Below are 14,163 nucleotides of genomic sequence, written 5' to 3'. Positions count from 1 at the left end.
GGGAGCCGGAAGCCGTTATCGGCGGTCTGATCGGTCTGCAATCGGCCGACGCTACCGGGCTGCATGGCGATATCGCGGCCAACTACCATATCGGAGCCGAAGGAGACGGCAGCATCGTTGGCGGTCTTATCGGCAAGTTCGATCATGGCGTCGCGAGCGGCCTGACGGTAACCTTCAAGGACGGCAAGATCGCGTTGCCGGGAGCGAACACGATCCTGGGCGGAATTATCGGTTATTCCGATGCCGATAACGTCATTCGGGAGGTATCCGCAACAGCGGATCGCGAAGGCGTTCACTTGGAAGGTAGCGGAGCGATAGGCGGAATCGTAGGTTCCAAGAAAGGACCGGACAGTGCGGCATTCGCTATCGAGCAGGCGTCTGTCGAGAAAATAACGATTCGGTCAGCGGAGAGCAGCAACGGGGCTTCCGTCGGCGGCATCGCTGGAGAACTGCAGGATACCGCGATTCAGGACGCGACGTTCAAGGCTAAAATCGCGGCTAACGGCGGAAACTTGGCCGTTGGAGGCATTGTTGGCCATGCGCGCAACTCTATCCTGTACAACGTCACTTCAGTTCCGGCTATAGTCGTGACTTCCGGTGGCGGCGCCAGCTCCACGGGAGGCATCGCGGGCATCTCCGAGTCCGACGATCGGGATCGTCCATACGACTTCGGACTTTGGGTTCCTCTCTACCACGGCATTTACGATGCGAAGGTACAAGGAAGTCCGATTCAAGTAACGGGCTTGAACGATAATGCAGCCGACCTCTATACGGGCGGCATCGCGGGCAGCAATGACAATGCGTCAATCTATCAATCCTTCTCCGAATCAAACTTGACGGTGGGCGGCGGTAAAATCGCGGCAACCGGCGGCATTGCGGGTTACAACGCCGACGGCATCATCGTGCGTTCGACGGCCAAAGGAAAGGTGGACGCGACTACAAGCTCCATCTACCGAATTGGCGGCGTCGTCGGCTGGTCGACGGGCGGAGAAATTCATTACACGAAGCTGAACGCTACGGCAGGAACCAAAATCAATGCGGGCAACGCAATATCCAGACCGGGTATCGTGCCGGCCGCGCAAGTCGGCGGTTTCATTGGCAAAGCGGATTTGACGAAGATTACCTACGCCTCTACCGATATCGCGGTAGAAGTAACCTCCGATAACGCCGACAGCATGATCCATGCAGGCGGATTCGCAGGATTGCTTGGCGACGATTCGGATAGCGAGGCTGTCATAGCGCATGCTTTTGCGAAAGGCATCGTGAAGGTTGTGAGCCGTGGCGGTTCCAGCGCCGGCGGGTTTGCGGGATCTGTAGATCAATACAGCATTACGGATTCGTACGCTTCTGGCGCGGTATCGAATACAAGCAGCGACATCCGCACCGGCGGGTTTGCCGGCATAGCGGAAGATAAAGCCGTAATCGGCAAAGCATTGGCGCTGTCGCCGAAGATCGAAGCCATTGGAACAACTGGCTCCTCACGCTCCTATACAGGCGGTTTGGCTGGCTACAGCGACGGATCGATCACCGATTCCTATGCGGGAACGACGGCGATCACGAGTAGCCCAACCGGCTCCAACATTCATACAGGCGCATTAGTCGGTTATCAATTCCGCGACGGCGAGTTGCTGAACAACGGATTCGCGTCAAGCTTGACGGCGGTTGGCCGTAATTCGGGTACGGCAACAGGCAATGTACAAGGTGCCGTAGCCGACCCGCTAAGCGCCGGCAACTGGGACTACGAGTATGACACCTACTTCTTGAGCTCGGCGAATAACGGCGAAGTCGCGATCGATACGGTTAATAAACTCACCGGCGCGATTCTGCTTTACAACCATGCAACAGGACTAGATTATTACAAGCTTTATAATCGTACGGCAACAGAGAAGCTTGAGATGCCTAAGCTGGTTCTCGGCGCGGATCTAAATGTAACAGGCATGCGCATTACGCCGTTTGATCACTTTAGCGATCTGTTCGACGGCCAGGGGCATTCCATTTCGGGATTTGCCCTGACGGTTCAGGGAGACCAGCTTGAATCCGTCGGTTTCTTCAAAACCAACGACGGGGAAATCGCAAATGTAAGCTTCCTGGGATCCAACGTGAAAGGCGGCACGACTTCCGGTATCGTGACCGGCGTCAACGGGGTGGAAGGAATCATCAGTAACGTGGACGTCAGCGGCAACGTGGAAGGCTTAAACGGCATTTCCGGCGTCTTCGGCGGAATTGCCGGAGCGAATGAAGGAACCATCGAACGTTCGTATGCGAGAGGCAAAGTAACGGAAACGTCCGCGGACAAAAACATAACGGCGGGCGGGATCGTTGGCGCGAACGGATCCGGCGGATCGATAACGGAATCGTTCTCCTACGGAGACGTTACCATAGCGGGCGGCGAAGTCAAGGCAGGCGGAATCGCCGGTCTTAACCAAGGAACCATCCGCAACGCATTCAATTCCGGGTATGTACGCGCGGACGGCTCCGTTGCCGCCCATGCAGGCGGAATCGCGGGTTATGCGGAAGCAGGCGTTATCAAGGCATCATTGAATGCCGGAGAAGCAATCGCCGGGCATCAGGGCGAGATCGTTCCGGGCAAAGCATACTTCGGTGGCATTGTCGGCCAGAAGTCCGCGTCAGCAAAGGTCACGGACAGCTTGTTCAATAAACAAATGATGAAGCGCAATACGGCTTATTATGACGCGAGCGGCAACAGAGTGACAGGCGCTTCCAGCGATGCGGAAGGGGTCACCGCATCCCGTCTCACGAACGGCAGCCTGCCTGCCCAGCTGTCCAGCGGCGCGTGGCATGCGGCAACAGGATTTTATCCTCGCCTGGATGCGTTCGAGGGACAGCCTGCTGCAGCGCTTGGCGCGGCAGCGGTCATTTTCGCCGATTCCGATCTCGTGAACCGCGTAGAACGCAGCTTTAACTTGACGAGAAGCTCGGATATAGCATGGAAGACGGTATCCAGCGGATTAAGCATCAGCAACAGCGGAGGAAAAACGACAGGTACGTTGTATGCGAAAACGGCGGCGGTTCTGACGGTTACCGTTAATGGCGAGCAACGCAATATAACGATCAACGCTCCGGCGTGGAAGTTTACGGAAACCGCGCTTGCGCCTGTAGTCGTATCCGGCGATAAGTCGTTTAAGGATCAAGTGGAGGTAGAATTGTCGACGGACGAGCCTGGCGGAAAAATCTATTACACGACGAACGGCAGCCGACCGACCGAGGACTCGCAGCTTTATACAGCTAAGATCGTATTAACGTCCACTACGACGCTAAACGCGATTACGATCGTCGATGCCAAGGAAGAAAGCAATCTGTTAACTGGCGTATGGAGCAAGGGGCCGATCGGAGGCAACGGAGGTGGATTCTTCCCGCCTGTAATGCCAGAGAAGCCTGAACCGACAATCGTGGCTGAAGCGGGCAACCAAACGGCCGACGGCACTTCCGACAAGCCGGTCAAAGTCGCGAAGAACAGCAAGCTGACGTTGACCGCTCCGGAAGGTCAAATTATTTACTACACGACCGATGGAAGCACGCCAACCAAGAACAGCCCGCAATTCAAGGGAGAATTGCTCGTAACTGGCAAAATGACGATTAAAGCTATCACGGATAAGGACGACACGGTTGTTACCATTTTCTACGAGGTAGAGAACGCGAAGTATGATCTGAAGGACAATGCCGGCGAAATCAAGTATATGGCCGGGTATAAGGATGGAACCTTTAAGCCGGATGCCGCAATCACCAGGCTGGAGCTGATTTACGCCCTTGCGCCGCTCCTCGATAAGGAAGATGTGAAGCTGGGACTTCTGTTCGGGGACGTGAAGAAAGCCGATGCGGACACGGTCGCCTTCTTCGCTTCGGCGGGCATTATCGAAGGTTACCCGGACGGCACGTTTGGAGGAGGTAAAGGTCTTACCAGGGCGGAATTCACCGTTATTATGTCCCGCGTGCTGAACCTGGATATTAAGCGCACAGGCAAAACCGTACTGAGCGATATATCGGGACATTGGGCCGAGAAATATGTAAATGCCTTTATGGCTGCAGGGTATGTACATGGCTTCCCGGACGGAACATTTAGACCGCAGGCGCCAATCTCGAGAGCTCAAGCCGTCGTAATTATTAATCGCATCATTGGTTCGCTTGGTCAATCCGGAGATGCTTCGTACTCCGATCTGCCATCTACCCATTGGGCGTACGAAGAAATTATGTCAGCCGCGCAATAAGGCAACCAAATTTCTGTAGGAGGTCGAGAAGCATGCGATTCGCAACGAGCTTGGACAACAGTCACAGTATGCGCAACAGACTTCTGCTAATCGGTTTGTCACTAGGGCTGTTGGCATGTATGTTCTTCTATACAAAGGCAGAGGCCGACGCGCCAGCCCCGTACAATGCTGAACTTACGTTCGAGCAAGCGGAGAAATCGGTATTCTATCTACGTGCACTGAGAAGCGACGGAACTGTACGTTCCGTCGGTTCCGGCGTCGTCATCGATTCGAAGGGAACGGCGGCAACGGCTTACCATGTAGTGAAAGACGCAGACGACCTGGAGGCCGTTTTCGAAGACGGAAGAGTCGTTACCGGAATTAAGACAAAACAGTTCGACGAACTGACGGATGCGGCGCTTCTGACTCTTCCGGATTCCTGGACCAAACAAGGGAAGAGCCAGGCTTATATACCGGTTAGGAAGGCGGAGGTAAAACACGGGGAACGCGTATTCGCATTGGGTTATCCGCTCAAAAATACGGTGATTATCACCGAAGGCATCGTCAACTCTCCTAATGCCGAAATTAACGGCAGAGAGCGCATTCTGACATCCGCTCAAATCGCAAGCGGCATGTCGGGCGGTCCCCTGGTTGACGAGAAGGGCAATCTTATCGGAATTATTTCCGGATCGCTTCGTACGATGAACAATATTCATCTTGCCGTGGACATGGGCGATCTTCGCATTTTGCTGGATAAGACGGCCAAGAAATAACAGGCCGATGTACGCAAGCGAGTAATCATAGCGGAGTGAATTGCTGCCGGAGGCTAAGCCTCTCTCAGCTTTTTATACAAATAATCCACCGAACGCATAGCATATTCTTTCGAGATAATGTTTCCGTTTTTAAGCAAAACAAGACAAGGAACGCTTTCGATCTGCCAGTCGTTGCGCAACCGGGGCGTGAAGTTAATATTCGTTTTGTACAGAGGATAGTCACTCCCGGCCGCCTCGACGATTTCAAGCATCCGCTCGGCGACTTTGCAGGTGCCGCATAGCGGCGTTGTAAACAGGACGGCAGTTCTGCCTACTTGTGCAGCGGCCAGTTGCTTCAATTGATGTTCGTCTACTTCCTGTAGCGGCATGTCGGGCACTCCTTCGCATAGAATATGTTTTCGTTTCTAATCATAGCAGCACTTTTTGCTTGGCTGCAAATCTATCGGAGCCTCTCGAAATCATATTATTTTTATTGTGGTAAAAAAAATATTGAAACCATTTGAATATGCTCGCCGTATGTATCCCTGTGCAACACGGAAACGGATGATCACCCTTCAAAGGGGAGTAGCTGCAACAGTAAAGTCGTCATTACGAGAAGCTTGCTTCTCCGGCTTTATTGGCAATGCCGACATGGTATTGTTAGCGAGACCTTTGCCATCAAACGCGTAGAATCTTTCGCGTTGAGAGGCAAAGGTCTTTTTTTCGTGTAAGAGGTACTACGGAAGGAAATATTAAAATTGTGGAGGGCATGGAAATGGAATTAGGATTATTGTTGGAGTATGGTTGGGTGCTGCTGGTATTAGTGGCGCTGGAAGGATTGCTCGCCGCGGATAACGCGCTCGTGCTGGCGATTATGGTTAAGCATCTGCCCGACGAGCAGCGGAAACGCGCATTGTTTTACGGACTCGCCGGCGCATTCGTATTCCGATTCTTGTCGTTATTCGTTATCTCCTTCCTCGTCGACGTATGGCAAGTGCAAGCGATCGGCGCTCTGTACCTTCTCTTTATTGCGCTAAATCACATCTTCCGGAAAGTGGTTGTCAAGAAGGGTGAAGTTGCTACCGACAAGTCGGCCGGCAAGGAGAAAAAGCAAAGCGGCTTCTGGATGACCGTCTTCAAGGTTGAAGTGGCGGATATCGCATTCGCGATCGATTCTATCCTGGCGGCAGTTGCTCTTGCGGTTGCGCTCCCGGCATCGGGATTGCCGAAGTTCGGCGGCATGGATGGCGGACACTTCATTGTGATCTTCTTGGGCGGCTTCATCGGATTAATTATTATGCGTTTCGCTGCAACCTTGTTTGTCAAGCTGCTGGAGAGCAGACCAGGCCTCGAGATCGCTGCTTTCTGTATCGTCGGCTGGGTGGGCGTCAAGCTGGCTGTTCATACGTTGGCGCATCCTTCGCTGCATGTCATTCCGCATGATTTTGCCGAATCGACGGGCTGGAAGCTGACGTTCTATGCTGTGCTTGTAGCTATTGCGCTCTGCGGTTGGTTCCTGTCGAGCAGCAAGGAGGAGAAAGACAAGAAGCGGGTAGAAGCGGTATAATGAAATCCACGAGTCGGACAGTGGAGGAGATCGCAGGTTGGCACAGCTTTATTACAAATACGGCACGATGAACAGCGGCAAGTCGTTCGAAATTATTAAGGTAGCCCATAATTACGAGGAGCAAGGCAAACAAGTCTTAATCTATTCACCGACAATCGGAGCCAGAGGGAATTCCGACCGAGTGGGTTCCCGCGTCGGGTTCGAGCGGGAAGCGATTGCGGTAGACGAAGATACGAACATGTTCGAGAACGTTAAGGCTCAGCTCGAGTCGAAGGGCCGAATCTATTGCGTGCTGATTGACGAGGCGCAGTTCCTGAAGAGGCATCACGTACTGGAACTGACGCGCATAGTCGATGAGCTCAATATTCCCGTGATGGCGTTCGGCCTGAAAAATGACTTCCAGAACCGGTTGTTCGAAGGCAGCTATAATTTATTGGTGCAAGCAGACAAGATCGAAGAAATCAAGACGATTTGCTGGTACTGCGACCGCAAAGCGACGATGGTCATTCGCTTCCGCGACGGCCAGCCAGTCCATTCGGGAGAGCAGATTCAAATCGGCGGCAATGAGGATTATAAACCCGTTTGTCGCAAGTGTTACAACAAAGCTTTTCAATCGTCAGGAAAAGAATGAACCTTGTTTCTACAATATTGGACAAGCTTGAATGAGGCCGCTCCCGCAGAGCGGCTTCTTGTTGCAATTGAAACATCCATAAAAAAAGAAGCTTCCAGCCACGAGATGTGGTTTGGAAGCTTCTTTGTCCTTTAAGCGGCTTAAGAAGCTGTTCTTGCGAGATTGAACTTAAGAGTGTAGACGCTGCTTGTCACTCACCGCATTTGCCTGCTTCTTATCGAAGTAGTAATGTTTGAAGTTTTTGACGTGGCTGTAGTAGTAACGGGATATCCGAATAATCCGTTTCAGGTTCAGGTCTTTTTTGTACCAGATGGAGTAAAGCACCTTCTTTTCCTTGTACAACCCCTTTATTTCGGCCGCCAAGGCCGGCTCCGTAACGTATTTGCGCAGTACCGTTCTAGGGACATTGGTCCAAAGGCCGGTCCCGTTGCCGTAGACGCAATCCGTGTTTTTGCCATAGACGACTTGGTCGATCATAGCGGTGATCATGTTGAGTCCGGCCGCACGCACGAAGAAGCTGCTTCTCCCCAGCCGAGGGTTGATTTCGAACAGCATATATTTGCCCGTTCTGCTGTCGTATTTCATATCGATGTTGGAATAGCCGACATAACCGATGTTTTCGAGGAACTCCTTGATTTTGCGATAAATAGCCATGTCCGAACGCGAAATGATCGCAGCGTAATTGCCGAGCGTCTTTGGCGCGTATTCCTCCAGCACGGGCTGGCCCAAGCACATCATCTTGACGACGCCATCGTTGTTGGAGAAGCTGTTAATGACTCGCATCGAGCTGTCTTCGCCGGGAATAAATTCCTGGATGATCAGCTTGCCCATATAAGCGGATTTGTTCATGCTGCGTACCATTGTAAAATATTCGTCTTTCGACTTGAAGAAAAACACTTTTTTCTTGCCTTCGAACTGGCTGTGCAAATAGTCGTAGGCGTTGCTGTTCTCGGGCTTGACGATGATCGGGAACTGGAAATCCATATGCTCCAGCGCTTTCTCCCGCTCATGAGGCTCGCAGACGATCGTTTTCGGATAATCCAGACCGTACTGCTCGCATAGCTTATAGAACTTGTCCTTCGTATCCAACGTGTCTAACAGCTCGTGCGAGATGAAACGGTTGGCGATCAGCCCTTTAAATTTGTCGTAATGACGCGACAGCATGCCGGCATAATAGTCGGAGCACGGGATGACGATCAGCTTGCGGCCCTTGGAAGCTTGCCCCTCCAAAACCGACAGCAGAGCGCCCGGGAATACGTCGTCACGGTCGAAATCGTCGATGCGAACGAGATCGAACAATTTGCTGTTCATGGTCGGGATAAGCAGGCGGCTGCAAAGCAGCAGCGGTTTGATTCCGTATGCTTCGTGGATCAGTCTGACATTTCCGTATGCGTTCTCATCGCTTCCAAGTATGATAGGCAAAAAATCGTTGTTATTCATATGGTCTCCTTGTTGAGTAGGCTCTATATTGCAGTATGATCTCAATCTACAGTCTAATACTTTCAATTGCCAAACTACAACTCTATTTTTTGCCGGACCTCCATCAATATAGTGCAATGAGGCAGGTTAACAGAATCGAATGAGCGGATCCAGCGGTTGCAGTATACTATTATTGGAAAATGAAAGCGTTGTCATCATTGCAATCATTCAAAAGGGAGATGGTTGAAGATGGGGAACACGAGGATTCGGGCTGCACTCAAGCCTCACGCGGTGAGGCTGCTGATTCTGGCTTTGCTGGCGCAGGCCGCGCTGTTCGCGGGACCGGGGCTGCAACTGGCGGAAGCGGCGATCGGTCCGGCCGATTTCTTGAAGACGGACGGGAGGTTTATCAAAAATAATAGCGGCAATGGAGACATCGTGACGTTGCGCGGCACAAATGTCGGGGGCTGGCTTGCGCAAGAGGATTGGATGTCGCCTCTGGGCGAGTTCGCCGCCGACCGGACAGGCTGGACCGCGACGGCTTCGGCGAACGGCGGTAACGCAGGCAATGCGATTGACGGAAGCAGTACGTCCTATTGGGATACGGGAGCGAACCAAGCCAGCGGTCAATGGCTGCTGATCAATCTTGGAGCGCCGACGTTTTTCAATCGTCTCTATGTGGACGCGGGCGGAAGACCTGAAGATTACCCGCGCGGTTATACGATTGAAGCGTCGAACGACGGGACGACTTGGCGCAACATCGCCAGCGGCGCATCCGTAAGCGCGAATACGGTTGTTCGCACGATTCCACAGGTGGCGCATTACGTTCGAATCAGCCAGACGGGCACGGCTTCGAACTGGTGGTCCGTGGCGGAATTTAATCTGTTCAGCGATCCCGTGCTGAACAATGGTCCGTTTACTGCAACCGCATTCGCCTCCGGGTCCGGAAGCACCGCCGCGGCGGGTGTCGACGGCGACGTGAACACGAGATGGACAAGCGGCGCCGCGCAGATGCCGGGCCAGACGTATACGATCAATCTCGGCGGGAACCGCGAAGTCAGCCGCGTGCTGATCGACGCTGGAGCGGCATCGGCTGGCGATCACGCGCGGGGGTACGAGGTATGGGGACTGACGGACGGCGTCTGGACCAAATACGCCAGCGGCATCGGTACGTCCCGGTTCATTCATGCCGAGTTCTGGTGGTCGTATTGGATGACGGAGATCCGGATCGTGCAGACGGGCACCAGCTCGAGCTGGTGGTCGATCGCGGACGTATCCGTGTTCTCCGGCGGCAGTCTGGAGCGTTCGGGCTGGACGCTGAGCGCCTCCTCCAGCGGGTCCGGCGCTTCTCCGGGCAACGTGAGGGACGGCAACGCGGGCACGGTGTGGAACACAGGCGCGGCGCAAGCTCCCGGTCAATGGTTCCAGATCGATCTCGGAGCCAAAATCACTTTTAATCAAATCGTGCTCGACAACGCCAAAAATTCCGGGCAGGAGCAGGATTACCCCAGAGGCTTCACCGTGCAAGTATCGCAGAACGGCAGCTCCTGGACCACCGTTGCCACAGGGCAAGGTCTGCGCAAGGCGACGCCTATTAACTTCCCGGCGGTCGGCGCCAGATACATTCGCATCAATCAGACGGGCAGCGCCGGCAATTGGTGGTCGATCGGCGAGCTCAACGTCAGCTTGAACAACGACGACTACTCGTTGTATTCCACCTTGGGGCAGCGTTTCGGCTCGTCGACGAGAGAGAGCATCTACACGACGCATCAAAACACGTGGATCGTGGAGAGCGATATCGACAATATCAAAAGCATGGGCATGAATCTCATCCGGGTGCCGATCGCCTGGTTCGAAATCGTCGATGAAAGCGGGGCGGTCAAGCCCGGCGCATGGACCAACATCGACTGGATCGTCGCCGAAGCGGCGGAGAGAGACATGTACGTCCTGCTTGATCTGCACACGGTGCCGGGAGGCGGCTGTCCGTGGGGAAGCTGCGGCCGCGTCGGACCTAATCCCAACGCGTTCTGGACGACGCCCGCCTATCAGGACACGGTCGTCGAGATTTGGAAGGCGATCGCGGCAAGGTACGTCGGCAATCCGGCGATTGCAGGCTATGATCTCATCAACGAGCCGCTGATCGATTACGCGGAGGATGGCGACGACGTCGCCCAAAAAAGCGCGTATTACGACCGGTTGTACGATGCCGTCCGCGCCATCGATCCCGATCATACGATCTACCTCGCGGCGTTCTTCAATTGGAGCAGCATTGCCGCGCCTGGCGTGTATGGCTGGGAGAACGTCGTGTACGAGGTGCATCCTTACGATATGCCGAACGGCAAGGACGCGGATGCGCAAAATGCGCTCGTCGAGACGACGGTGGCGCAGGTGGGAGCGATTCAGAACGATCCCAACTGGAATATCCCGATTCTGCTCGGCGAATATTCGCTGTACCATAACGACGACGTATGGGCCAAGTTTATGTCGGGCCTGAACGCGCTGGAAATTTCATGGACGAACTGGTCCTACAAAGTCCGGCAGGATCATTATCAAGGGGCGGGCGGCTACTGGGGCTTCTACAATTCGAACAGCAATCCGCTTCCCATTATCAACAGCGACAATTCCGCGACGATCGCGGCTAAGCTCGGCCAATTCGGCACGTCGCAGTTCGCGCCGAATACGAGATTTATTAACGTCGTGAGCCGGTTCGCGGACGGTCAGCCATGGATGGCTACGGTGCCGATCGACAAAAGCGGCTGGACGGCGACGGCTTCCTCGACGGAAGCGGGAGGTTCGCCGGGCAACGCCCTGGATTGGAACGCTACGACGCGTTGGAGCAGCGGAACGCCGCAAGCAAACGGACAGTGGTTCCAGGTGAATATGGGCGCACGCAAGGCGTTCGATCAAATCTCGTTCGAGACGGGCACGGGGAGCAAATGGGATTATCCGCGAGGCTATCAGGTGCAGATTTCGAACGACGGCAGCAATTGGACGACGGTCGCGAGCGGCCAAGGCTTCGGCTGGAAGCAGGCTATCGTGCTAGGTCCGCAATATGCCCAATATGTCCGGGTCGTCCAGACGGGAAGCGCGCATGAATGGTGGTCGATCTCGGAATTCCATGTGTACTCGGAGCCGGCGCTGGACAGAAGCGGCTGGACCGCCAGCGCATCGTCGACGGGAGCGGGCGATTCCGCAGGCGGAGCCCTCGACGGCAGCCTCGCGACGCGATGGAGCACCGGCGCTAACCAGGCAAGCGGACAATATTACGCGGTCGACATGGGCAAGACGCAGACTTTCAACCGGCTGCTTCTGGAGACTGGCGCTTCCTCCAGCGATTATCCTCGAGGTTATCAGATTCAGGTGTCGAATGATGGATCAAGCTGGTCGACGATTGCCTCCGGCAGCAATATGAACGCGAACTTGCTGCTGCAATTCCCTGTTCAGACGGCTCGTCATATCCGTGTTGTGCAGACGGGCACGGCAGCGAATTGGTGGGGAATCGCGGATCTGCAAGTATACGGAGAGAAGGAATTGTCGCGGACAGGCTGGACGGCATCGGCTTCGCATACGCAAGCGGGAAGCAGCGCGGGCAACGTCCTTGACGCGAGCACATCGACGAGATGGAGCGGCGGAGTGGCGCAGGGAAGCGGCCAGACGCTCCAAGTGGATATGGGGGCGAATCGCTGGTTCAATCACATCATTATGGATTCTGGAGCCAGCACGAGCGACTATGCCAGAGGTTATGTCATCGAAGTATCCTCGAATGGTTCCAACTGGAGGACGGTAGCAAGCGGAGAGGGCGTATCCGCGACGATTGCTGCGAACTTCCCGATTACGGAAGCCCGTTATATTCGGGTAACTCTTAAGGAAGCTTCTCCGAGCTGGTGGTCCATTAGCGATTTCCGCGTGTTCGAGTAGGAGGCTGAAGCCATGAGTGGATCAATAAAGCTTAAGCAATGGGTATCTGCCGTTTTGGCCGCGGCTATGCTGGCGACGATGGCGGCGTTTCCCGGCAAAGCTTACGCGAACGATTACCAGAATCCGTCCCTGCCAGTCGAGCAGCGTGTGGCGGATCTTCTGGGACGCATGACCTTGCAGGAGAAGGTTGGGCAAATGCTGCAGGTGGAGCGGCTCGCGGCTACGCCTGCACAGGTAGGAGCCAATTACATCGGCTCCGTATTAAGCGGGGGAGGATCCAATCCTTCCCCCAATACGAAGGAAAGCTGGGCCTCCATGGTGAACGGCTACCAGGCGGCAGCGGTCGGCACGCGGCTCGGTATCCCCATTTTGTACGGGGTAGATGCGGTGCACGGTCACAATAATGTCTATGGTGCGACGATCTTTCCGCATAATGTCGGATTGGGGGCGACGGGGGACGAAGACCTGTTGCGCCGGATCGGAGCCGCTACCGCCAGGGAGATTAGAGCCACTGGCATTCAATGGGATTTTGCGCCGTGCTTGTGCGCGCCGCAGGATATCCGCTGGGGCAGGACGTACGAAGGTTACTCCGAGGATTCGGCCTTGGTGGCCAGATTGGGAACGGCGTTCGTGGAAGGACTGCAGGGACGGCCGGGCGAAGCAGGTTTTCTGAAGGGGACGAAGGCCGTCGGCACCATCAAACATTGGCTGGGCGACGGCAACACGACGGCGGGCGACGATCAGGGCAACGTGACTTTAACGGAGAGCGCGCTGGACCCCTATATTCAGCCCTATAGGGAAGCCATCGCGGCTGGAGCAAGATCGGTCATGATCTCTCTTACCACCTGGAACGGGGCCAAAATGCATGCCGATCCTTATCTCGTCACTACGATGCTCAAGCAAGGCCTTGGGTTCGACGGCATGGTCGTCTCCGATTGGAACGGGGCGTATTCTTTGGTGAACCAGGGCGTATATCCCAATTATTCGGAGGCGCTGAAGGCGACGGTGAATGCGGGTATCGACATGTTTATGGAGCCGGACAACTGGACGCAATTTATCCCGACCCTGACGGCTCTTGTAAACGGAGGGCATGTGAGCCATGCCCGCATTAACGATGCCGTATCGCGCATTCTCAAAGTCAAATTCGAGGCTGGCCTGTTCGAAGCGCCTTACGGCGATCCGTCGCTGTTGACGGACGGCTCGTTCGGAGGAGCGGAGCATCGGGCGCTAGCCCGCGAGGCGGTACGCAAGTCCGCGGTGCTTCTCAAGAACGAAGGCAAGCTGCTGCCGCTCTCAAAGAATGCCAAGGTGTTCGTCGCAGGCTCCAAGGCCAGCGATATCGGCACGCAGTCTGGCGGATGGACGATCAGTTGGCAAGGCTCCTCCGGCGCGATAACGCCGGGCACGACGATTTTGCAAGGCATCCAGGGGGCCGTGACAAATGCCGCAAACGTCACTTACTCCGCTAACGGCATGGGAGCCGCAGGTCATGACGCCGCCATCGTCGTCGTCGGAGAAGCGCCGTCGGCGGAGATGATGGGCGACGTTGGTCCCGGCCAGCCGCGTCCGGATTTGAACCTCGGCGCGGCAGACCAAGCGGCGCTCGCGAACGTGTTGGCAAGCGGCGTTCCGACGGCGGTCGTCATGCTGTCCGGCAGACCGATGACCATA

General features: G+C 55.1%; 8 protein-coding genes. 6 read left to right on the top strand and 2 right to left on the bottom strand.

Annotation, left to right across the window (positions count from 1 at the left end; translation table 11 throughout):
- Together PAT3040_RS18795 and PAT3040_RS18790 are read left to right on the top strand one after the other, a co-directional pair.
- Positions 1-4,226 (top strand): chitobiase/beta-hexosaminidase C-terminal domain-containing protein (locus PAT3040_RS18795; RefSeq protein WP_146200465.1); only part of this gene is annotated, 4,226 nt, incomplete at its 5' end.
- A 32-nt stretch (positions 4,227-4,258) separates the two neighbouring features.
- Positions 4,259-4,978 (top strand): S1C family serine protease, encoded by a 720-nt coding sequence (locus tag PAT3040_RS18790; RefSeq protein WP_108993931.1) that lies wholly within the window; start codon positions 4,259-4,261, stop codon positions 4,976-4,978.
- 53 nt (positions 4,979-5,031) lie between these two features.
- Here PAT3040_RS18790 and PAT3040_RS18785 read toward each other — a convergent pair whose 3' ends face one another.
- Positions 5,032-5,346, bottom strand: coding sequence for a thioredoxin family protein (locus tag PAT3040_RS18785; RefSeq protein WP_108993930.1), 315 nt, complete (start codon positions 5,344-5,346; stop codon positions 5,032-5,034).
- A gap of 386 nt (positions 5,347-5,732) precedes the next feature.
- Here PAT3040_RS18785 and PAT3040_RS18780 point away from each other — a divergent pair, with 386 nt between their 5' ends.
- Both PAT3040_RS18780 and PAT3040_RS18775 read left to right on the top strand, forming a co-directional pair.
- Entirely contained in the window at positions 5,733-6,524 is a 792-nt protein-coding gene (locus PAT3040_RS18780; protein ID WP_108993929.1) for a TerC family protein, read from the top strand.
- 37 nt (positions 6,525-6,561) lie between these two features.
- Positions 6,562-7,155: a thymidine kinase gene (locus PAT3040_RS18775; protein ID WP_108993928.1), complete on the top strand. Its 594-nt coding sequence runs from the start codon at positions 6,562-6,564 to the stop codon at positions 7,153-7,155.
- Between the two features lie 168 nt (positions 7,156-7,323).
- On the opposite strand, the gene PAT3040_RS18770 is transcribed toward PAT3040_RS18775, so the two are convergent.
- Positions 7,324-8,595, bottom strand: a complete 1,272-nt coding sequence (locus tag PAT3040_RS18770) for a carboxylate--amine ligase (RefSeq protein WP_108993927.1) — start codon at positions 8,593-8,595, stop codon at positions 7,324-7,326.
- A 228-nt stretch (positions 8,596-8,823) separates the two neighbouring features.
- Here PAT3040_RS18770 and PAT3040_RS18765 point away from each other — a divergent pair, with 228 nt between their 5' ends.
- Both PAT3040_RS18765 and PAT3040_RS18760 read left to right on the top strand, forming a co-directional pair.
- Positions 8,824-12,492 carry a discoidin domain-containing protein gene (locus tag PAT3040_RS18765; RefSeq protein WP_108993926.1) on the top strand — a complete coding sequence of 1,223 codons (3,669 nt, stop codon included), beginning with the start codon at positions 8,824-8,826 and terminating at the stop codon, positions 12,490-12,492.
- A 12-nt stretch (positions 12,493-12,504) separates the two neighbouring features.
- On the top strand, positions 12,505-14,163 hold a 1,659-nt coding region (locus tag PAT3040_RS18760; RefSeq protein WP_146200471.1), incomplete at its 3' end, for a glycoside hydrolase family 3 protein.

The sequence above is a fragment of the Paenibacillus agaridevorans genome (genome assembly GCF_003112455.1).
GTDB classification, from domain to species: Bacteria; Bacillota; Bacilli; order Paenibacillales; family Paenibacillaceae; genus Pristimantibacillus; species Pristimantibacillus agaridevorans.
Note: the sequence above shows the minus strand (reverse complement) of the source record. Positions and strands in the feature narration are given on the sequence as shown.